We start from the raw sequence: 21,823 nt of genomic DNA on the forward strand, positions 1-21,823 counted from the left end.
ACAACAATATGTTAAGTGATGCTTAACATGACGTCAATACAGTTTATATGGTTATTGAAGATGATCCCGCACAGACTGAAATCAGCACGAAAAAAAGCCGACCTCACGCAGGAAAAACTCGGTGTGTTGGGTGGCATTGATGAGAGCACGGCGCGCTCAAGGGTTTCGCAATATGAGAGCGGCACGTACAGCCCGAACTTCGACACGATGTGTCATTTTGCCCGCGTGCTGAACGTACCGGAATGCTATTTCTATATTCTGGACGACGACTTTGCCGAACAGGTGTTGGCGTTGTATGAAACCTTTAACGCGCCAAAAGCTTAACGGTTTAATGACACGCTTTTGATCTGCGCATACAGCCACTGGCCTGCGCGGATCATCAGCTCATCGCGCGCCCAGGGTGTAATGCGTGCCCAGATAATATGGCCGGCCATCGCGAGTTTCACTTCAATCTGGTGGCCCACGTCAAGACATTCCAGCACCTGCGCAGGCAGGACGTTTCGGATGCTGCTGTTATTGGCCGTCGGCTGCAACACCAGTGAAACGTCGGTGGCATTAACCCGCACCCGCATAGGCGTCCCCGGTTCTTCGTCAACTTTACTGATCCACAGCCGCTGATCGCCAATGGCCAGCGCGGTCATTTCGTAGCGCGGATGATGTTCCAGTACGCTGACGTTCAGCACACTGCTCTGTTCTTCTTTTGGCAGCCACGGGCGCATCACGTTGCTCGCCCAGACGTCCTCCAGATTGCCCATCGCCAGCACTTTTCCACCGTCAAGCACCAGCACTTTTTCCGCCAGGCGCAAAATTTCATCCAGACTGTGCGTGACGTACAGAATCGGAATATTGACTTCCTGCGCCAGCCGCTCGAGATAAGGCATCAGCTCGCGTTTACGCGGGAGATCCAGCGCTGCCAGCGGCTCATCCATCAGCAGAATTTCCGGTGCCGTCAGTAGCGCACGTCCGATCGCCACGCGCTGTTTTTCACCGCCGGAGAGCGTCAACGGAAAGCGATCGAGCAAAGATTCAATGCCGAGCAGCCGTACTATGCTGTCGAACTGGCCGCGCATCGACGCCGCCATGCCATATTGCAAGTTGCCTTTCACGCGATAATGCGGGAACAGACGGGCGTCCTGAAATACATATCCCACACGGCGCTTTTCAGGCGGCAGGAAAATTTTGTTATCGGCATCAGATAACACCCGGCCATTGAGCGAAATATGTCCGCTGTCGGGTTTCGTCAGACCACCGATGGCGTTGATCAGTGACGTTTTCCCCGCGCCGGACAAACCGAAAATCGCGGTGATGCCCTGTGCCGGTAAGGTTTGTGTGACCTGCAAATTCAGCTCACCCAGTTGCTGACTGAAATCCAGTTCCAGCATATCAGCCTCCCAGCCGCGTTCGGCTGCGTTTCGCCAGCCAGTCAGAAATCAGTAAGGCCGCCAGAGACAACAGGATCGCCAGCACGCACAGACGTGCGGCTGCGCTTTCTGCGCCGGGAGTTTCAATGAGGGTGTACATGGCCAGCGGAATGGTGCGGGTTTCGCCGGGAATGTTCGAGACGAAGGTAATGGTCGCGCCAAATTCGCCCAGCGAACGCGCGAACGCCAGCACCACGCCGACTATCACACCGGGAACTGAAAGCGGCAAGGTGATGGTGAAAAACACCCGCCACGGCGACGCTCCGAGCGTGCGGGCGGCGAGCTCCAGTTTCGGATCCACGGCTTCCAGGGACTGGCGGATAGCGCGCACCATCAGCGGAAACGCCACGACGGCAGAAGCCAGCACCGCGCCGTGCCAGCTGAAACTGAAGCTAAACCCAAACCAGTCATATAACCACTGGCCCACCACGCCCCGCCGCCCCATCACCACCAGAAGCAAATAGCCAATCACCACTGGCGGTAACACCAGCGGCAAATGGATAATACTGTCGAGCAGGGATTTGCCGAGAAAGCGGCAGCGGACCAGGATCCACGCCATCAGAATACCAAGTGGCAGACTGCAAACTACGGACAGGCTCGATACTTTCAGACTGAGAAATACCGCCTGCCACTCATATTCACTCAACATCATTAGCGTGGCGTAAATCCATAATGTTTGAAGATCTCTGCGGCAGCGGGTGTTTTCAGATAATCATAAAACGCGCTGACCGTCGGATTTTCGTGGCCTTTAACAATAGCCATCGGGTATTCCACCGGCTTATGGCTTGCAGCCGGGAAGATGCCGACAACCTTCACTTTTTTGCTGGCAATGGCATCAGAACCGTAGACGATACCCAGCGGAGCTTCTTCACGCTCGACCAGCGCCAGAGCGCCACGAACGTCGCTGGCACGCGCCAGTTTAGGTTCCAGCGTGGTCCAGGCGCCCAGTTTTTGCAGCGCTTCTTTGGCATAAATGCCCGCCGGGACGTGGTCCGGATCTCCGACGGCTAAGCGGCTGTCACCAATCAGTTTAAGCCACTGCGTTTTTTCAGAGATATCGACTTTGTCGATTTTGCTGGTTTTTGCAGAAACCAGCACCAGCTCATTGCCGAGCAGAGTATAACGGGTGTTATCGACAATTTGCTGTTTGCCGATGGCGTAATCCATCCACTGCTGATCGGCAGAAATAAACAGATCCGCCGGTGCGCCTTGCTCAATCTGGCGCGCCAGCGTAGAAGACGAGGCGAAGGAAGATACCACCTGCACGCCTTTCTCTTTCTGATACTGCGTCGCGATGTCCTGCAACGCGTTGGTCAGCGACGCCGCGGCAAAGACCGTAATTTTGTCTGCGGCCTGCGCCTGCACGTTCAGCCCTGCCACCAGCACAGTCGCCGTAAATAATGTTGTCCAGGAAGCTTTCATCGTTTTCCTCGCCTGTTATCCGTTATTCATACATCAGGTGATGCGTTATGTAGGCAACAATATAGCGCAGGAAAATGGGTTGTCATCTGATTTATCGGCGGAAACTGGCAGAACTTGAAGTTTGTTGATCTGGCTGCGGTGAATATTTTTTTCAGGAGCTTTGTGCTGCTCGCAGAAAAAAGAAAACCCGGCACAATGGCCGGGTTCTTCGGATTCAGACTGCATCACGACAACTTAGTAATGAGGCTTACTGCGGGACTCTTTAGAGTGGCCGATAACGGAAATAACGTTGAAGACGGTACCCAGTCCCCAGATCAGACCCAGGATCACCGCGATGAAGACCGGCACCATGATGGCAGCAAATACCAAACTTTCGATTAATTCTAACATGATAGCCTCACTTGACTGGCTGGATCGCACAACGACGGCGATGTTCATAAACTGTATGACAGACTGTCACAGATAATAGCAGTACGGGGCTGGAATTACTTTAGCATTTCGCCAACTTGCCTGCGGACGGGTTAAACGGCGACAATACATCTTCGTCTATTAAGGAAGCTGACATGCAAGCTGAAATTCTGTTAACCCTCAGGCTACAAGAGCGGCTATTCGCCGACCCGCGCCGTATCGAATTACTGCGACAGGTGCGCTATACCGGCTCGATCAGCCAGGGCGCAAAGCTGGCAGGGATCAGCTATAAAAGCGCGTGGGACGCCATCAACGAGATGAATCAGCTGGCGGATGAAACGCTGGTAGAGCGCAGCACCGGCGGCAAAGGCGGCGGCGGCGCAATCCTCACGCCTTACGGCGAACGTCTGATTCAGCTGTACGAGCTGCTGGCGCAGATCCAGCAAAAAGCGTTTGATGTACTCAAAGAAGATTCCCTTCCCCTCGACAGTTTGCTGGCCGCCATTTCCCGTTTCTCGTTACAGACCAGTGCGCGCAATCAGTTCTTCGGCAACGTAGTGGAACGCAGCCATGAGAGCGTCCAGCAGCATATCAATGTGATGCTGGCCGACGGGAAAACACAAATACGCGCCGCCATTACCGAGCAAAGCGCCGATCGCCTGGCGCTGACGCCCGGCAAGGAAGTGCTGGTGCTCATCAAAGCGCCGTGGATTACTCTGGGTTTCAATGCCGAAAATCCACACAACGCGTTGCCGGGCGACATCACCCATATTCAGCGCGGCGACATGAACAGCGAAGTGCTGCTGAAACTTCCCGGCGGCGAGACGCTGTGCGCCACGGTGCCGAACGAGGAAATGGATACGCTGAAGCTCGAAACCGGTCAGAGGGCATTTGCTCAGTTTGATGACGACAAAGTGATTATCGCCACGCTGTGCTGAAAAAACACTGATAATCAGTATCTTGCAGAATCAGCGCTGACACTTTGCAGAATTGTCAATTGACTCAGAGAACCTGAGCGCTTATCCCTTAATTCATCATTATTTCGAATTAAGGGATAACAATGTCGTTACATATTTCGCAAGGCATTTTCCGCCTGAGCGATACCCGAACCCTCGCACTTCCCGATCTCACTGTTCAGCAGGCCGATACCTGGGCGTTCGTTGGCTCCAACGGCAGCGGAAAATCCGCACTGGCCCGCGCCCTGGCAGGCGACCTCACATTGCTCAAAGGCACCCGCGAAAACGGCTTTGGCCACATCGTCCGGCTTTCCTTCGAGCAACTGCAAAGACTGGTGGCCGATGAATGGCAGCGTAACAACACCGATTTGCTGAGTGAAGGTGAAGATGACACCGGCCGCACAACCGCCGAAATCATTCAGGAAGAGGTGCAGGATCCGGCGCGCTGTGCCGCCCTCGCCGCCCAGTTTGGCATTGAGAAATTGCTCGACCGCCGTTTCAAATATCTTTCCACCGGTGAAACGCGCAAAACGCTGCTGTGCCAGGTGCTGATGCAACAGCCTGACTTGCTGGTGCTTGACGAGCCTTTCGACGGCCTCGACGTCAATGCGCGCGCCCAGCTGGCAGCGTTGCTGGCCACGCTGGCCGGACAGGGCCAGACCATGGTGCTGGTACTAAACCGCTTTGATGATATTCCTGAATTTGTGCAGAACGTCGGCGTGCTGGCGGATTGCACGCTGGCCTCCGTCGGCCCGCGCGAACAGGTGATGGCCGATGCGCTGGTGGCGCAGCTGGCCCACAGCGAAAGCCTGAGCGGCATGGCGGTGCCCGAAGCGGAGGATCCGACTGCCCGCGTCAGTCCGCCGGCAGACAGCCCGCTGATTGTGCTGCGCAACGGCGTGGTGCAGTACGACGATAAACCGATCCTGCACAATCTGAGCTGGCAGGTCGATCACGGACAACACTGGCAGATCACCGGGCAAAACGGTGCAGGGAAATCGACCCTGCTGAGTTTGATCACCGGCGATCACGCGCAGGGTTACAGCAACGATCTGACACTGTTTGGCCGCCGTCGCGGCAGCGGCGAAACTATCTGGGATATCAAGCGCCACATCGGTTACGTCAGCAGCAGCCTGCATCTCGATTACCGCGTCAGTACCAGCGTGCGTAACGTGATTACCTCCGGCTTCTTCGATTCCATCGGCATTTATCAGGCGGTTTCTGACCGGCAACGTTTACTCACCAGCCAGTGGCTGGCCCTGCTCGGCCTCGGTGGCGCAGCCGGTGAGATGCCGTTCCACAGCCTGTCATGGGGGCAACAGCGTCTGGCGCTGATCGCCCGCGCGCTGGTCAAACACCCTGCGCTGCTGATTCTCGACGAACCTTTGCAGGGGCTGGATCCGATTAACCGCCAGCTGGTGCGCCGCTTTGTCGATATCCTGATCGGCGAAGGGGAAACCCAGCTGTTGTTCGTATCTCACCATGCAGAAGACGCGCCGGAGTGCATAACGCATCGTCTGAGCTTTATTCCGGACGGCGATATCTACCGGTATCAGATCGAGCAACGTTAAAAACACAGCGGCCTTCCCGGTGCGGAAGGCCTGTTTTCCTCATTTTCCCCGCACTTTCCTCCCCTGCCAGACGCTTTACCACCGAAAAACCGTTTTCAGATAATGCGAAACTTTAAGTGTAAGCGATTACACCAAGCGCCATTTCTGGTCTGTAGCGTTATTCTTCTGGCTTTCCTTACCGCTGGTATCAGCTGTTTAGCATGGTAGAAAGGTGCTAAACTGTTTGTGTAAGCGATTCCATTTTATTGGGGATGGATCACCTTTTTCAGCCCTGCAGCGTGATATCGTTGCAGCATTGATAATCATCGGGGAGCGATTATGTACGTCTTAGTCACAGGTGGTAGCGGTTACATCGGCAGTCATACTTGCGTGCAATTGATTGATGCGGGTTATACGCCAATTATTCTGGATAACCTTCACAACAGTAAAGTCAGCGTGCTGGAGCGTATTAACACGCTGACCAGCAAAACGCCGCTGTTCTACGAAGGCGATATTCGTGACCGTGCGATCCTCGATAAAATTTTCAGCGAACACAAAATTCACTCAGTGATCCACTTTGCAGGCTGGAAAGCCGTGGGTGAATCCGTCGCGAAACCGCTGGCGTATTACGACAACAACGTCACCGGCACGCTGGTACTGGTAGAAGCGATGCGCGAAGCAGGCGTCAAAAACCTGATTTTCAGCTCATCGGCTACCGTGTATGGCGATCAGCCTAAAACGCCTTATGTCGAAGACTTCCCGACCGGCAACCCTTCCAGCCCGTATGGCCGCAGCAAACTGATGGTCGAGCAGATCCTGGAGGATGTACAGCGTGCGGAACCAGACTGGAGCATTACGCTGTTGCGCTACTTCAACCCGGTCGGCGCACATCCGTCGGGTCTGATGGGCGAAGATCCGCAGGGCGTACCTAACAACCTGATGCCGTTCATCGCACAGGTTGCCGTTGGCCGTCGTGAATCTGTCGCGGTGTTTGGCAATGATTATCCAACCAAAGACGGCACCGGCGTGCGCGATTATATCCACGTTGTCGATCTGGCCGACGGCCATCTGGCCGCCATGAAAACCCTGCACAACAAACCAGGCGTCCACATTTACAACCTCGGCGCAGGCTTTGGCCAGAGCGTACTGGAAGTCATCAATGCCTTCAGCAAAGCCTGTGGCAAGCCGGTGAAATACACCTTTGCGCCACGCCGTGACGGTGACCTGCCGGCTTACTGGGCGGATCCGACCAAAGCGGAAAAAGAGCTGAACTGGAAAGTGACCCGCACGCTGGAAGATATGGCCAATGACACCTGGCTCTGGCAGTCGAAAAACCCGCAGGGTTACCCAAACTAAGGCGGATAAGGAATCTTTATGACCACGTTTGACCCGATTGAACATCCGCATCGCCGCTACAATCCGCTGACCGATCAGTGGATTTTAGTCAGCCCGCACCGCGCCAAGCGCCCGTGGCAGGGACAGCAGGAAGCCGTTTCCGATGAAGTGCTGCCCGCGCACGATCCGGACTGCTTCCTGTGTCCGGGAAATACCCGCGTTACCGGCGATGTGAATCCGCAATATAGCGGCACGCACGTCTTCACCAATGACTTTGCCGCGCTGATGCCTGATACACCGTTTGCCCAGAAAAGTACCGATCCGCTGATGCGTCTGGAAAGCGCGCGCGGCACCAGCCGTGTCATTTGTTTCTCGCCCGATCACAGCAAAACGTTGCCGCAACTGTCGGTAGAAGCACTGACCGAAATCGTCAAAACCTGGCAGGAACAGACTGCGGATTTAGGTAAAACCTACCCGTGGGTGCAGGTTTTCGAGAACAAAGGCGCGGCGATGGGGTGCTCCAATCCGCATCCGCACGGCCAGATTTGGGCCAACAGCTTCCTGCCGAATGAAGCGGAACGCGAAGACCGTCTGCAACGCACATATCTTGAACAGCAGGGTTCGCCGATGCTGGTGGACTACGTGCAACGCGAGCTGGCCGACGGCAGCCGTACCGTGGTGGAAACCGAACACTGGCTGGCGGTGGTGCCTTACTGGGCGGCATGGCCGTTCGAAACGTTGCTGCTACCGAAAGCGCACGTCAAACGCATCACCGATTTGTCCGAAGCACAGCGCAGTGATTTAGCGCTGGCGCTTAAACAGCTGACCAGCCGCTACGACAATCTGTTCCAGTGCTCTTTCCCATATTCGATGGGCTGGCACGGCGCGCCATTTACCGAGGGCGACCACGAACACTGGCAGCTGCATGCCCATTTCTATCCGCCGTTGCTGCGTTCAGCCACGGTGCGTAAATTCATGGTCGGCTATGAATTGCTGGCCGAAACCCAACGCGACCTGACGGCTGAACAAGCCGCTGAGCGTCTGCGCGCGGTGAGTGATGTCCATTATCGTGAGGCCGGAGAAAAATAATGAATCTGAAAACTAAAGTCCTTGAAATCTTTGCTGATAAATTCGGCTACCCCGCGACCATCACCATCAAAGCGCCGGGCCGTGTGAACCTGATCGGTGAACATACCGACTACAACGACGGTTTCGTGCTGCCGTGCGCCATCGACTATGAAACAGTGATCGCCTGCGCCCAGCGTAACGATCGCCAGATCCGCGTCATCGCCGCAGATTACGACAACGAAGAAGACAGCTTCTCACTTGACGAACCCATCCTGCACAGCGACGCACATCCGTGGGCCAACTACGTACGCGGCGTGGTGAAACATCTGATGTTGCGTAACAAAGATTTCTCCGGCGCGGACATGGTGATAAGCGGCAATGTGCCGCAGGGCGCGGGTCTGAGCTCCTCGGCGTCGCTGGAAGTGGCCGTCGGTCAGGCGCTGAAATCTCTGTATGATTTACCGCTGGACGGCGTTGCCCTGGCGCTGAACGGTCAGGAAGCGGAGAACCAGTTTGTCGGCTGTAACTGCGGCATTATGGATCAGCTGATTTCTGCACTCGGCAAAGAAAACCATTCCCTGCTGATCGACTGCCGCTCACTGGAAACCCGCGCGGTCTCCATGCCGAAAAACGCCGCGGTAGTTATCATCAACTCCAACGTCAAACGCGGTCTGGTGGACAGTGAATACAACGCGCGTCGCGAACAGTGTGAAGTGGCTGCCCGCTTCTTCGGCGTGAAAGCATTGCGCGACGTAGATCCTGCCCTGTTCTTCTCTATTGAGGATGAACTGGATCCGGTGGTATCACGCCGTGCTCGTCACGTCATCACCGAAAACGACCGTACACTGGCTGCGGCTGACGCCCTGGCCAGCGGCGACCTGAAACGCATGGGCGAGCTGATGGCAGAATCTCACGCCTCCATGCGCGATGATTTTGAAATCACCGTACCGCAAATCGACAAGCTGGTTGAAATCGTCAAAGAAGTGATTGGCGACAAAGGCGGCGTGCGCATGACCGGCGGTGGTTTCGGCGGCTGCATCGTGGCACTGGTTCCGCAAGACATGGTGGAAAAAGTGCGTCACGCAGTGGAAGAACAATATCAGGCGCACAGCGGCCTGAAAGAAACCTTCTACGTTTGCACCGCATCACAGGGAGCTGGCGTATGTTAAAACCTGAAAATACGCAGCTGGCGCCCGATGGCCAGCCGTTTGAACAGGTGACGCTACAGAATGCGGCGGGCGCTACCGCCACGTTCATGGACTGGGGCGCGACCTGGCTGTCCTTCACGTTGCCGCTGGCCGATGGCACCACGCGCGAACTGCTGCTTGGCTGCCAGTCACCGCACGATTATATGAATCAGAGCGCCTATCTCGGTGCGACCGTCGGGCGCTATGCCAACCGCATTGCCCGTGCGCAGTTTGAGATCGAGGGTAAACCGCATCTGGTGGTCGCCAATCAGGGCGTACACCAGTTGCACGGCGGGCCGGAAGGTTTCCATGCGCGCCGCTGGAAGATCCTGTCTCAAAGTACGCAGAAAGTCAGTTTCCAGCTGTTCTCCGCCGACGGCGATCAGGGTTTTCCTGGCAATATGACCGCCACGGTGCATTACCAGCTGACCGACGATAATCGTCTGGAAATCCGTTACGACGCGACGGTCGATAAGCTGTGCCCGGTCAATCTGACCAATCACGCTTATTTCAACCTTGATGGCGAAGGCACCGATGCGCGTCAGCACAAGCTGCAACTGTTCGCCGACCGCTTCCTGCCGGTCGACAGCGACGGTATTCCGTGCGCCGATCCGACCACGGTAGAAAACACCGGCATGAACTTCAACGCGCCGAAAACGCTGGCGAAGGATTTCCTCAGCGATCGCGATCAGCAGCGTGTGAAGGGCTATGACCATGCCTATCTGCTCAACCGCACCTGCAATTCCGGGGAATTCCCGGCGGCGCATTTGTGGTCTGCCGACGGTAAAGTGCAGATGACTGTTTTCACCTCTGCGCCAGCGTTGCAGCTTTACAGCGGCAATTTCCTCGGTGGTACGCCGAACCGCACCGGCGGCGAATATGCCAGCTACAGCGGCGTGGCGCTGGAAAGTGAATTCCTTCCCGACAGCCCGAATCACGCCACCTGGCCGCAGCCCAGCTGCTGGATAAAACCGGGCCAGACCTATAAATCTGCCACGACCTACCAGTTCTTCGCGCTGTGATCCTGATGGACAGGATCGCCAGATCCTGTCCTGTTTTGTGACTTACCCCGCATCTGCGTCAGCACATTTTCAGCTAAAGAGTTCAGCCACATCTACGCTTAGTGAGTGTCCTGCGAAAAGGACGTTTAATAAGGAGTTCGTTATGCGTTTACCCGTTGTATTAACCCTGCTGGCCACCTTGTGTGCGGCGGGTTCTGCGCTGGCCGCTGATACGGTCAAAGCACCTTCTGCGGCACAGACTGCGCAACGACAGAAAATGACCGATTGTAATTCGCAGGCCACCACGCAATCCCTCAAAGGCGAGGACCGCAAAAAATTCATGAGTAATTGCCTGAAAGCGGAAAGTAACGCCACTGAAAAACTGAGCCCGCAACAGGAGAAAATGAAAACCTGTAATGCCGATGCGGCGAAGAAAGAGCTGAAAGGCGATGCACGTAAAACTTTCATGAGCACCTGCCTGAAAAAAGCCAGCTAATTACGCTGCACTTTTATACAAAACGCGTGGTTCGGGCGACCGTCTGCGCGTTTTGTTTTACATCCCCGCAGCAAATTCGTTATGTTTAACCTCAAACGGTGTGACACAACGGCGATCAGGGTACATACCGATTGCCGATGAGGATGCCAAGACCCTATAATGATAATTGTTATCATTGAAAATTCAGTTAACTGAGGAGTTTAGCTATGGCTGTAACCAAACTGGTGCTGGTACGACACGGTGAAAGTGAGTGGAACAAAGAAAACCGTTTTACCGGCTGGCATGATGTTGAACTGTCCGAAAAGGGCCGTACCGAAGCAAAAGCAGCCGGTCAGCTGCTGAAAGACGAAGGCTTCCACTTTGACTTCGCCTACACCTCCGTGCTGAAACGTGCCATCCATACTCTGTGGAGCGTTCTGGACGAACTGGATCAGCCTTGGCTGCCGGTAGAAAAATCCTGGAAACTGAACGAACGTCATTACGGCGCGTTGCAGGGTCTGGATAAAGCTGAAACCGCAAAAAAATACGGTGACGAGCAAGTGAAACAATGGCGTCGTGGCTTTGCCGTGACTCCGCCAGAGCTGGACCGTTCAGACGAGCGTTTCCCTGGCCACGATCCGCGTTACGCAAAACTGTCTCAGGAAGAACTGCCAACGACGGAAAGCCTGGCGCTGACCATCGAACGCGTTATCCCTTACTGGACTGAAGTTATCAAACCTCGCATCGAAAGCGGCGAGCGCGTGATCATCGCTGCACACGGCAACTCCCTGCGTGCGCTGGTCAAATACCTGGATAATCTGGGCGAAGACGAAATTCTGGAACTGAACATCCCTACCGGTGTTCCACTGGTTTACGAATTCGACGAAAACTTCAAACCTGTAAAACATTACTATCTGGGCAATGCCGACGAAATCGCAGCGAAAGCCGCGGCCGTGGCAAACCAGGGTAAAGCGAAGTAATTAATATTTACTGACCTGTTCAGTAAAGGATGAAAGGCATGCGCAAGCGTGCCTTTTTTGTTTTTAAGGCAGGATGACTTACGTTTTTTCGCGCCAGTACATATTCATGTTTTCGAATATGTTATTGACTCTCCCGTTCTGGCGGGTAATATTCCCCGACCACATCAGGAGTGTCTATGCCCGAGCTTACCCCGCTTCAGCTCTTTAAATGCCTTTCGGATGAAACCCGTTTGGGGATCACGCTGCTGCTGCATGAAATGGGTGAACTGTGCGTATGCGATATCACCGTCGCCATCGAAGAGTCGCAACCTAAGACCTCGCGTCATCTGGCGATGCTGCGCGAAACCGGCCTGTTATTAGACCGACGCGAAGGGAAATGGATCCACTATCGCCTTTCACCGCACATTCCTGCGTGGACAGCCGAAATCATCAGGCAGACCGCCCAATGCCAGTTTGTACAAATCACTCAGCTCACCAAACGGCTGCAACAAGGCAGCGTCGCTTGCCAATAATGCGTTAAAAATTTACTCAATCATATATGAAATAACATATATAAATCGGAGAACACTATGTGGCCCGCAGGTCTGATTTTTATCTTTACCCTGGTACTGATTATCTGGCAGCCCGGTGGATTAGGTATTGGCTGGAGCGCGAGCCTGGGCGCGGTGCTGGCCCTGGCGACCGGCGTTGTGCATCCCGGTGATATTCCGGTGGTATGGGAAATTGTCTGGAACGCCACGGCGACATTCATCGCCGTGATTATCATCAGCCTGTTGCTGGATAAATCGGGATTCTTCGAGTGGGCCGCGCTGCACGTCGCGCGCTGGGGAAACGGCAAAGGCCGCTGGTTGTTCACCTACATTATTTTACTCGGAGCAAGCGTCGCTGCGCTGTTCGCTAATGACGGCGCGGCGTTAATCCTGACCCCCATTGTCATCGCCATGCTTCTGGCGCTTGGTTTCAGCCGGGGCGCGACGCTGGCCTTTGTCATGGCCGCCGGGTTTATTGCTGATACTGCCAGCCTGCCGCTGATCGTCTCCAATCTGGTCAATATTGTCTCTGCCGACTTTTTCAAGCTTGGCTTCAATGATTACGCCTCGGTCATGGTGCCCGTCGATATCGCCGCTATCGTGGCGACGCTCATCACGCTGCACCTGTTCTTTCGCAAGGATATTCCGAAAACCTACGATGTCGCCAGGCTCAGGCGCCCGCGTGATGCGATTAGCGATATGCGCACATTTAAAACCGGCTGGCTGGTCCTGATTCTGTTGCTGGTGGGTTTCTTTGCCCTTGAGCCGCTGGGCATACCCGTCAGTGCGGTGGCTGCTGTCGCAGCGTTTATTCTCTGGCTGGTCGCCCGTCGCGGTCACATTATCGATACCGGTAAAGTGCTGAAAGAAGCGCCGTGGCAAATCGTCATATTCTCACTGGGGATGTATCTGGTGGTGTATGGCCTGCGCAACGCTGGCCTGACGGAGTGGTTGTCCGGCGTGCTGAATACTTTCGCCGTCCACGGATTGTGGGTCGCCACGCTGGGCACCGGGTTCCTGAGCGCCCTGCTCTCCTCACTGATGAACAATATGCCAACGGTGCTGATTGGCGCGCTTTCCATTGAGGGCAGCACTGCAACCGGCGTCATCAAAGAGGCCATGATTTACGCCAATATTATCGGCAGCGATCTCGGACCGAAAATTACGCCGATTGGCAGCCTGGCGACGTTGTTGTGGCTTCACGTTCTGGCACAAAAAAATATCACCATCACCTGGGGTTATTACTTTTACGTCGGGATCGTCATGACCCTGCCGGTACTGTTCGTTACGCTGGCAGCCCTGGCTGTCCGCTTATCATTTCATGTGGCCTGAACCACACGCCTGACAGAGAACTCGCAATGACCGATATCACGATTTATCACAATCCGTCCTGCGGCACGTCGCGCAACACGCTGGCGCTTATCCGCAACAGCGGCGTTGAACCCGCTATCATTTTGTATCTGGAAAACCCGCCATCACGTGATGAACTGATCACAATGATTGCCGGTATGGGCATCTGCGTACGCGCACTTGTGCGTAAAAACGTTGAGCCTTATGAAAAGCTCGGACTGAGCGACGATAAATTTTCTGACGACGCGCTGCTGGATGCCATGTTGGCATACCCGATTTTAATCAACCGGCCGATCGTCGTGACACCGAAAGGAACCCGGCTTTGTCGCCCTTCCGAAATCGTACTGGATATTTTGCCGGATGCGCAGAAAGGCGCTTTCACCAAGGAAGACGGTGAGAAAGTGATTGATGAAACCGGACAGTTAATTATTAAGGGGGCAGCTTATGAATGACCAGGCGCTGGATCCGTATGTTCATTTATACAATCCGTCGTGCATCGCCAACGAGGTGATGCAGGGCTGACAGGCCCGGAACCGTCGATTTGGGGTGGATATCGCGACGAGAAATATCCATTCCAAAAAACACAGAAATACCGGTTATGAACATTACCATTCATTGTAATTAAGAATAAATAGCATTAAATATATTTATGGTTATCCCCTCATCTGAATAATCATTTAACTTTTCAAAATTTGTTTTTTTCTAAAATTAAGATAATCCGACAAAACACCTAAAGATAAAAGAAATCCACCCGATAATACTGAAAGGGGAAATTACATCCCTGATAGTATGAATCGCCCTTTAACTGATTACTTACCCTTATTAAAATCCGTTATCAGACGACCTTGAAGCATGTGCCACCGGGGTTAAATATCATGAGCTTTCTAAAAAACATTAAAATAAGAACGGCACTCGTACTCATTCTCATCATTTTCTCATTGCTCTGGGCAGGAGCATCCGGATTTGCGTTATATTCCCTTAAAGAGTTAAAACTCGAACTGGGTGTGACTACTATTCAGCAAAATAATGGCGATATCATCAATGGCGCGAACGCGCAGTACTATCGCGCTGTCACTTCGCTTGAACGTGCTATGGGAGGCATAGACAAAAACGATAACGCCATTTTTGATCTCGAAATGAAGGCGACGGCGATAGAATTAGAGAGTCTGCAAAAAGGGTTGATGCAATTTAAAGCGATTAATCATGGCAATCTTGATGCACCAACAATAGATGATATTTATAACAGTTCATTTAATCTTTACAATGACGCTGTGTTGCCCCTGTTTGGATCTGCTAAAGATAAAAGAATCGGCGACTTCGAGAAAATTAAAACTGATAAGTATCTTCCTCTTAGGCGTAACTTCAGTGCGGCAATTGATAAATACAACAATAAAATAATCTCTTTAAACGCTGAGGCAAATGCAAGGATTACGCGTTGGGTAACGTGGTGCCAGTATATTCTCATTAGCGCACTGATGATAAGCGTACTCATCATGATGGCGAGCGATCGTTATTTAGTTAATTTTCTCGTTAAACCCCTGAATATCATAAAAGCCCATCTGGAATCTCTGGCCACTGGTGTACTGGACAAAAAAATTGTCGAACAGGGAAGAAACTGTATCGGTCAGTTAGTCCCTTACATCGATAAAATGCAGGGCAACTGGGCGCAGACCGTACGCGATATTCGTAACAGCGCAGATTCCATTTATAAAGGTTCCAGCGAAATCTCCATCGGCAATACCGACCTGTCTTCACGGACTGAAGAACAGGCTTCCGCACTGGAAGAGACAGCCGCCAGCATGGAGCAGTTGGGGTCAACCGTCAGACAAAATGCGGATAACGCCGGAGAGGCAAGCACACTGGCGAGCCATGCGACTCAGGAAGCACACACCGGCGGCGATATTGTCAGCGGTGTCATCAGCACCATGACCAAAATTACCGGCAGCTCACATAAGATTGTCGACATCATCAGCGTCATCAACAGTATTGCCTTCCAGACCAATATTCTTGCCCTGAACGCGGCGGTGGAAGCTGCCCGTGCGGGAGAGCAAGGGCGTGGCTTTGCCGTCGTCGCCAGTGAAGTGCGTAATCTGGCTCAACGCAGCGCGCAGGCCGCTAAAGAAATTGGCGTCCTTATCAATGACTCGGTTGAAAATATTAAATCCGGGTCAGATCAGGTGACGCGCGCGGGTGAAGCGATGGAGAAAATAGTCAGCTCTGTCAGCCACGTCAGTGAAATCATGAGCGAAATTGCTGCGGCTTCTACAGAGCAAAGTAAAGGGATCAGCCAGATTGGTACAGCAGTGGTACAGATGGACAGCGTCACTCAGCAAAATGCCGCTTTGGTGCAGGAGTCGGCAGCGGCAGCGGCCTCTCTGGAAGAGCAGGCCAGACACCTGACTGAGATCGTCTCCATCTTTAAAATTGGGGGCTCTGAGAAACGCGCCGACATCCCGATGCTTAAAAGGCCGGATATGCGTGCCAAAAGTCCACCATTAGTGACCGATCAGGGCGGCTGGACCCAGTTTTAATCTCAGGGATAACTTTGACGTCAGGCGTTCGAGATAAAACATAGACATGGCAATCCTAATATCGGAGCATGGCTTAATGCAGCCCGAAAAAGGAGAACCCCATGCCCGTCAGACTCGCCTCACCGGATGAAGCAGAAAAACTCTGGGAGATCAGGAATAAGGCCATCCGCCATGGATGCAAAAATACCTATGATGAACAGGTTATCCTTGCCTGGACGCCTGACCTGATGCCGCCAGGATACCGCACAACGGTGGCCAGTAATCCTTTTTTCGTTGTCGATTCGCCTGAGGGGAAAATCCCGGTGGCGACCGGTTATCTTGATCTGCAAAATCACAGCGTGGAAGCCATTTTCACGCTGCCTGATTTCACCGGGAAAGGCTATGCCCGCCGGATCCTTGACGCCATCAAAGCTGAAGCGAAACAGCGAGGACTGGTTGCACTGACCTTATCCTCCACGCCTAACGCCTTTACGTTTTATCAAAAGAATGGGTTCAGTCTGGTCAGGGAAAGTCTGCATCGCTCCGGGATGGCAAAAGCTGACCTGCGCTGTATGGATATGCGCTGCGAATTATAATGTTGATTCGAAAATGAAAAAGCCCCGAATTAACGGGGCTTTATATCAGATAAATAGAGGGATGAGATTATCCGCGGCGCGCTTTTACTGCGTTCGCCAGGCTGCGCAGCAGCACTTCAGTATCTTCCCAGCCGATGCAGGCATCGGTCACGCTCTGGCCGTAAACCAGCGGCTCACCGCTGTCGAGGCTCTGGTTACCTTCCACCAGATGACTTTCTACCATCACGCCCATCACCGCCTGTTCACCGCCCGCTACCTGAGCGCAAACGTCTTCACAAACTTCCATCTGTTTCTTGAATTGTTTGCTGCTGTTGGCATGGCTGAAGTCGATCATGATACGTGCAGGCAGGCCGCCTTTTTTCAGGCCCTCTTTCACTTCCTGCACATCTTGCGCGCTGTAGTTTGGCTTTTTCCCGCCGCGCAGGATGATGTGGCAATCGTTGTTACCGCTGGTATTCACAATAGCGGAATGCCCCCATTTGGTGACCGACAGGAAGCAGTGTGGCGCTCCGGCTGCGTTGATCGCATCGATCGCCACTTTGATGGTGCCGTCGGTACCATTCTTAAATCCGACCGGGCAGGATAAACCGGAGGAAAGCTCACGGTGAACCTGAGATTCTGTCGTACGTGCGCCAATCGCGCCCCAGCTCATTAAATCCGCCAGATATTGTGGCGTGATCATGTCCAGGAATTCGCCCGCCGCAGGCAGACCAATATCATTAATATCCAGTAACAATTTGCGCGCGATGCGTAAACCGTCGTTAATCTGGTAACTGTTATTCATATGCGGGTCGTTAATTAACCCCTTCCAGCCCACCGTGGTACGCGGTTTTTCAAAGTAAACGCGCATCACCACTTCCAGCTCGCCCTGCAGTTCTTCACGCATTTTCATCAGGCGCGCCGCGTACTCTTTTGCGGCTTTCGGATCATTGATAGAGCAAGGGCCGATCACTACCAGAAGACGATCATCGTTTCCTTTCAGAATCTTATGAATGGCATTGCGTGCCTGAGAGACTGTTTTCGCCGCTTTGTCGGTCGCAGGAAATTTTTCCAGCAGTGCGACAGGTGGCAAAAGTTCCTTAATTTCTTTGATACGTAAATCGTCGTTTTGATAATTCATAACTGTTCCATTCGGGTATTCATAAGAGACAAAGCGAAACGCTGACCGCGTTCAATCTAGCCGTATTGGGTGCCGGTGTAAATCTACTTTTACACTTACGAATAGTCTCATTTTGATTCAGGACATGAATTCATTAGCTAACCTTTAACTGTCCATACGAAAACGACGACGGATCCTTCTGTAACAATGGAGATGACAATATGAATAAGTTCGCAATCGCATTCTTTACCGCAGCTCTGGCCCTGACTTCAGGTGCCGCGCTTGCAGCAGGCACCGATGCTGGTTCTAACAACGGCGCAGCTAATCAGTCCGACAGCCCTGGCTCTATTCAGAAAATCGCGCCTAACGGCGTCGATAACAACAAAATCAATGAAACCGACAAACCCGTTAATGAAGTCCATAAAAAGACTCACAAAACGACGGATAAAGCTCATCACGATATGAGTAAGAAAACTGTCGATCATAAAAAGGCAATGTGTAAGGACGGTCGCTGCCCGGATCAGGTACCAGGCACTAACCAGTCTAAAGCGACGGGCAATTAAACCCCGCCTTCACAGCAAAGAATCATGAGGAACTTCGGTTCCTCTTTTTTTCGCCCTGCCCCCTTCTTGCAACACTTCATGATTACGTTATTGTAATTGCCTCTATTCATCATTTTTGTGAATACAATTATGTCTGCATCATCATTTTTACCTCAGGACAAAAACAGTCGCCGACTGCTGCTCGCGTTCCTGATTACCGTCACTTTTATGGTCGCCGAAGTGATCGGTGGTCTGATTTCCGGCTCGCTGGCTCTGCTGGCCGATGCCGGGCATATGCTTACCGATGCCGCTGCGCTGCTTGTCGCACTGATGGCGGTGCGTTTCGCAAAACGTAAGCCCAACTCACGCCATACCTTTGGCTATCTGCGCCTGACCACCATGGCGGCCTTCGTGAACGCGGCGGCATTGCTGGTGATCGTCGTGCTGATTGTGTGGGAGGCTATCGCCCGCTTCTTCAACCCGCAACCGGTCATGGGCACCACGATGCTGGTGATCGCCATCGCCGGCCTGTTCGCCAATATTCTGGCGTTCTGGCTGCTGCATCAGGGAGAAGAGAAAGCCAATATCAACGTGCGGGCCGCAGCGCTTCACGTCCTCGGGGATTTGCTTGGTTCGATTGGTGCGGTCGCCGCAGCGCTGATCATTATGTATACCGGCTGGACGCCAATCGACCCCATTTTGTCGGTGCTGGTATCGTGTTTAGTTCTGAATAATGCGTGGCGGTTGCTGCGTGAGAGCTTCCACGAATTACTCGAGGGCACGCCGGAGGAGATCGATATCGATGAGCTGCGTAAGGATCTGTCGCGCAGTATTCCCGAAGTGCGGAACGTGCACCATGTTCACGTCTGGCAGATAGGTGAACAGCGACTGATGACGTTGCATGTTCAGGTGGTACCCCCGCATGACCACGACGCGCTCCTCGGGCGCATTCAGCATCATTTGCTCGAGAAATTCCGCATCGGTCATGCGACGATCCAGATGGAATACGGTCATTGTGAAACGCCGGATTGTGAGATTAATGAAGTGCCTGTCGCCAGCGGCGGTCACGATCATCACGGCCATAGCCATGCGCATCATCACTGATTGATTAACATGTTTCATAATGCAAAACGCCTCCGGTTGGAGGCGTTTTGCGTTGGCAGGTCATCAGGCGGCGTGCAGCGGTAGCGAACCGTTTTGCTTCGCGCTTTTGATCCACAGCCAGGAGCCGTTCAGCGCGATAAGCGTCAGCAATAGATATTCCAGCGCCATCGCGTAGACGCCCTGATACGCAAAAATTGCCACGCTGATGACGTCAATCACCACCCACAGCAACCAGTTCTCGACGTATTTGCGTGTCATCAGCAGCATCGCCACTATCGACAGCACCATCATTGATGAATCCCAGAACGGGAACGCATCAGGCTGCAGCTCCGGCATCTGTACATTCAGCCCAAGCGCCTGCATTAAATTAACGGCCAGCAGCGTGAGCGCGGCAAACACGCGGTCTATATTGAAGGACATCATCAGAATGCCAGCGACACAAATCGCGCCCCAAAGCAGCGCTTTTCCGCGCGGTAACCAGCGAATTTGCAGCTCAGCCTGTTGATCTGCCGTCTGGCGGCTCCATGCGTACCAGCCGTAAATATTGGCACCAAAGAAGAATACTTGCAGCAGCAAGCTGGCATAAAGTTGAATCTGAAAGAAAATGATCGCAAACAGCGTAACGTTGATCAGGCCAAACGGATAGTTGATCAGCTTTTCTTTGCTGGCGAACCAGATACACAACAGGCCAAAAATGGTTCCTATGGCTTCGATCCACGACAGGTCATAGCCGCCTTTCCCCAGCGGAATATGCACCAGGATATTGCTGGTACTGAAAAAATCCATCATCTCATCCTTTCCTTTCGTCAGTTACAAAGCACAGGCTTACAGTGTTTTAGACTGAGTACGCAGTTTGAGCTCAGCTGCGAACGCCAGCATACGGTTAAGCGGGATCAACGATTTCACGCGCAGCGCTTCATCCACTTCAATAGCATGTTTCGCGCCGCCATGCTCAAGCCCTTCCGCAATGGCTTTCAGGCCGTTCATCGCCATCCACGGACAATGTGCGCAGGTACGACAGCTGGCACCTTCACCCGCCGTCGGCGCTTCGAATAATTCTTTATCCGGACACACCTGCTGCATTTTGTAGAAAATGCCCCGGTCAGTCGCCACGATCAGCTGTTTATTGGGCAATGTTTTTGCCGCCTGAATCAGCTGGCTGGTCGACCCTACCGCATCCGCCATGTCGACGATCGCCTGTGGGGACTCCGGATGCACCAGCACAGCGGCGTTTGGGTACAAACCTTTCATTCGGGTCAGGGCCTGAGTTTTAAACTCGTCATGGACGATACAGGCGCCCTGCCAGCACAGCACATCTGCACCGGTCTGTTTACGCACGTAATTGCCCAAATGACGGTCCGGTGCCCAAATGATTTTTTCGCCCAGACTATCCAGATGCTCGATCAATTCGACGGCGATGCTGGAAGTCACTACCCAGTCTGCCCGCGCTTTAACCGCTGCCGAGGTATTAGCGTAGACCACCACGGTACGATCGGGGTGACTGTCGCAGAAATCCGAAAATGCCTGTTCAGGACAACCGAGATCCAGAGAGCACTCCGCATGGAGTGTCGGCATCAGCACGGTTTTCTCCGGGCTGAGGATCTTAGAGGTCTCTCCCATAAAGCGCACACCGGCCACCAGCAAAGTCGACGCAGGATGCTGACTGCCGAAACGAGCCATCTCCAATGAGTCTGCCACGATACCGCCAGTTTCTTCTGCCAGCGCCTGAATTTCAGGATCGGTATAGTAATGCGCGACCATCACGGCATTACGCTCCTTCAGCAGTTTCTTAATCTTCTCTTTGTAGAAAATCTTTTCATCTGCATTCAGAACAGCGGGCTTAGGCGGGAAAGGGTATACCGTCGCATTCAGATCCAATGTTTCGCTCATACTCATCATCTCATTCAGTCAGGCGTCATGCCTGAAGGCTGGAAGCCACCCCTGGATTCAATCAGAAACAGAGTGGTTTTGTATGCTAAACAAAATAACGCAAAAAAGGAGAAAAGTCGTCGGTATTTTAGCCGTTAAGCTCAAAATGTTTACTGGACTTAAAAGTGATGGATTTTAATTCCGCACCGAGGTAAATCGCGGGTGGGATAAATGAAGTTTCGAGGTTCAGATGCGAAAAAAGCGCCAAAAGGCGCTTTTTCCTGAATTCTTAGATTTAGATGTATTCCACTTGAAAGTGGTGGGCCGTGCTGGATTCGAACCAGCGACCAATTGATTAAAAGTCAACTGCTCTACCAACTGAGCTAACGGCCCATCTAAATACTATGTACTGCTCTATCT

The 21,823-nt window shown here is 53.1% G+C and carries 23 protein-coding genes and 1 tRNA gene; 16 read left to right on the forward strand and 8 right to left on the reverse strand.

What is annotated here, in order from left to right:
- The first annotated feature begins 60 nt into the window (after positions 1 to 60).
- Positions 61 to 324 (forward strand): helix-turn-helix transcriptional regulator, encoded by a 264-nt coding sequence (locus tag TU92_RS09690; protein ID WP_112166607.1) that lies wholly within the window; start codon positions 61 to 63, stop codon positions 322 to 324.
- On the opposite strand, the gene modC is transcribed toward TU92_RS09690, so the two are convergent.
- From modC to TU92_RS09710, 4 genes are all read right to left on the reverse strand, one after another.
- Positions 321 to 1,382, reverse strand: coding sequence for a molybdenum ABC transporter ATP-binding protein ModC (gene modC / locus TU92_RS09695; protein WP_112166609.1), 1,062 nt, complete (start codon positions 1,380 to 1,382; stop codon positions 321 to 323). The two genes, TU92_RS09690 and modC, sit on opposite strands and share 4 nt — an antisense overlap.
- A 1-nt stretch (position 1,383) precedes the next feature.
- Positions 1,384 to 2,073: a molybdate ABC transporter permease subunit gene (gene modB, locus TU92_RS09700; RefSeq protein WP_112166611.1), complete on the reverse strand. Its 690-nt coding sequence runs from the start codon at positions 2,071 to 2,073 to the stop codon at positions 1,384 to 1,386.
- Entirely contained in the window at positions 2,073 to 2,843 is a 771-nt protein-coding gene (gene modA, locus TU92_RS09705) for a molybdate ABC transporter substrate-binding protein (protein ID WP_112166614.1), read from the reverse strand. Before modA ends, modB begins: the two co-directional genes overlap by 1 nt.
- A gap of 234 nt (positions 2,844 to 3,077) precedes the next feature.
- Entirely contained in the window at positions 3,078 to 3,233 is a 156-nt protein-coding gene (locus tag TU92_RS09710) for an AcrZ family multidrug efflux pump-associated protein (RefSeq protein WP_112166616.1), read from the reverse strand.
- 173 nt (positions 3,234 to 3,406) lie between these two features.
- Here TU92_RS09710 and modE point away from each other — a divergent pair, with 173 nt between their 5' ends.
- The 13 genes from modE (at position 3,407) to TU92_RS09775 (ending at position 16,789) form a co-directional block, all read left to right on the forward strand.
- Positions 3,407 to 4,189, forward strand: coding sequence for a molybdenum-dependent transcriptional regulator (modE, locus tag TU92_RS09715; RefSeq protein ID WP_112166618.1), 783 nt, complete (start codon positions 3,407 to 3,409; stop codon positions 4,187 to 4,189).
- Positions 4,190 to 4,311: 122 nt separating this feature from the next.
- On the forward strand, positions 4,312 to 5,778 hold the full coding sequence (gene modF, locus TU92_RS09720; RefSeq protein ID WP_112166621.1) for a molybdate ABC transporter ATP-binding protein ModF: 1,467 nt from the start codon (positions 4,312 to 4,314) through the stop codon (positions 5,776 to 5,778).
- Positions 5,779 to 6,096: 318 nt separating this feature from the next.
- Positions 6,097 to 7,113, forward strand: coding sequence for a UDP-glucose 4-epimerase GalE (gene galE / locus TU92_RS09725; protein ID WP_112166623.1), 1,017 nt, complete (start codon positions 6,097 to 6,099; stop codon positions 7,111 to 7,113).
- 18 nt (positions 7,114 to 7,131) lie between these two features.
- The gene (gene galT / locus TU92_RS09730; RefSeq protein WP_112166624.1) at positions 7,132 to 8,181 is read left to right on the forward strand and encodes a galactose-1-phosphate uridylyltransferase; all 1,050 of its coding nucleotides are present in this window, start codon (positions 7,132 to 7,134) and stop codon (positions 8,179 to 8,181) included.
- Positions 8,181 to 9,329: a galactokinase gene (gene galK / locus TU92_RS09735; protein WP_112166626.1), complete on the forward strand. Its 1,149-nt coding sequence runs from the start codon at positions 8,181 to 8,183 to the stop codon at positions 9,327 to 9,329. Before galT ends, galK begins: the two co-directional genes overlap by 1 nt.
- Positions 9,323 to 10,369, forward strand: coding sequence for a galactose-1-epimerase (gene galM / locus TU92_RS09740; protein WP_112166628.1), 1,047 nt, complete (start codon positions 9,323 to 9,325; stop codon positions 10,367 to 10,369). The genes galK and galM overlap by 7 nt, the downstream gene beginning before the upstream one ends.
- A 142-nt stretch (positions 10,370 to 10,511) precedes the next feature.
- Positions 10,512 to 10,844 (forward strand): PsiF family protein, encoded by a 333-nt coding sequence (locus tag TU92_RS09745; protein ID WP_112166630.1) that lies wholly within the window; start codon positions 10,512 to 10,514, stop codon positions 10,842 to 10,844.
- A 206-nt stretch (positions 10,845 to 11,050) separates the two neighbouring features.
- On the forward strand, positions 11,051 to 11,803 hold the full coding sequence (gene gpmA / locus TU92_RS09750) for a 2,3-diphosphoglycerate-dependent phosphoglycerate mutase (protein WP_112166632.1): 753 nt from the start codon (positions 11,051 to 11,053) through the stop codon (positions 11,801 to 11,803).
- 176 nt (positions 11,804 to 11,979) lie between these two features.
- Positions 11,980 to 12,315 carry a metalloregulator ArsR/SmtB family transcription factor gene (locus TU92_RS09755; RefSeq protein WP_112166634.1) on the forward strand — a complete coding sequence of 112 codons (336 nt, stop codon included), beginning with the start codon at positions 11,980 to 11,982 and terminating at the stop codon, positions 12,313 to 12,315.
- A gap of 57 nt (positions 12,316 to 12,372) precedes the next feature.
- A complete protein-coding gene (locus TU92_RS09760; RefSeq protein WP_112166636.1) occupies positions 12,373 to 13,665 on the forward strand; it encodes an arsenic transporter in 1,293 nt (430 codons plus the stop codon).
- A gap of 26 nt (positions 13,666 to 13,691) precedes the next feature.
- Complete coding sequence (gene arsC, locus TU92_RS09765; protein WP_112166638.1) at positions 13,692 to 14,135, forward strand: glutaredoxin-dependent arsenate reductase; 444 nt, start codon at positions 13,692 to 13,694, stop codon at positions 14,133 to 14,135.
- Positions 14,136 to 14,558: 423 nt separating this feature from the next.
- A complete protein-coding gene (locus TU92_RS09770) occupies positions 14,559 to 16,214 on the forward strand; it encodes a methyl-accepting chemotaxis protein (RefSeq protein WP_112166640.1) in 1,656 nt (551 codons plus the stop codon).
- A 101-nt stretch (positions 16,215 to 16,315) separates the two neighbouring features.
- Entirely contained in the window at positions 16,316 to 16,789 is a 474-nt protein-coding gene (locus tag TU92_RS09775) for a GNAT family N-acetyltransferase (RefSeq protein WP_112166642.1), read from the forward strand.
- Positions 16,790 to 16,856: 67 nt separating this feature from the next.
- Here the strand turns inward: TU92_RS09775 and aroG are convergent, their stop codons facing one another.
- Positions 16,857 to 17,909: a 3-deoxy-7-phosphoheptulonate synthase AroG gene (aroG, locus tag TU92_RS09780; protein WP_112166644.1), complete on the reverse strand. Its 1,053-nt coding sequence runs from the start codon at positions 17,907 to 17,909 to the stop codon at positions 16,857 to 16,859.
- Between the two features lie 200 nt (positions 17,910 to 18,109).
- Between aroG and TU92_RS09785 the strand changes: the two genes are divergently transcribed.
- Positions 18,110 to 18,451 (forward strand): protein YbgS, encoded by a 342-nt coding sequence (locus TU92_RS09785; protein WP_112166647.1) that lies wholly within the window; start codon positions 18,110 to 18,112, stop codon positions 18,449 to 18,451.
- A 129-nt stretch (positions 18,452 to 18,580) separates the two neighbouring features.
- Positions 18,581 to 19,534, forward strand: a complete 954-nt coding sequence (gene zitB, locus TU92_RS09790) for a CDF family zinc transporter ZitB (protein ID WP_112166649.1) — start codon at positions 18,581 to 18,583, stop codon at positions 19,532 to 19,534.
- 63 nt (positions 19,535 to 19,597) lie between these two features.
- Here zitB and pnuC read toward each other — a convergent pair whose 3' ends face one another.
- The 3 genes from pnuC to TU92_RS09805 form a co-directional block, all read right to left on the reverse strand.
- On the reverse strand, positions 19,598 to 20,320 hold the full coding sequence (pnuC, locus tag TU92_RS09795; RefSeq protein WP_112166682.1) for a nicotinamide riboside transporter PnuC: 723 nt from the start codon (positions 20,318 to 20,320) through the stop codon (positions 19,598 to 19,600).
- 39 nt (positions 20,321 to 20,359) lie between these two features.
- Positions 20,360 to 21,424, reverse strand: coding sequence for a quinolinate synthase NadA (nadA, locus tag TU92_RS09800; RefSeq protein WP_112166651.1), 1,065 nt, complete (start codon positions 21,422 to 21,424; stop codon positions 20,360 to 20,362).
- 296 nt (positions 21,425 to 21,720) lie between these two features.
- A tRNA-Lys gene (locus tag TU92_RS09805) sits at positions 21,721 to 21,796 on the reverse strand.
- Between the last annotated feature and the right edge of the window lie 27 nt (positions 21,797 to 21,823).

The sequence above is a fragment of the Rahnella inusitata genome (genome assembly GCF_003263515.1).
GTDB lineage: Bacteria > Pseudomonadota > Gammaproteobacteria > Enterobacterales > Enterobacteriaceae > Rahnella > Rahnella inusitata.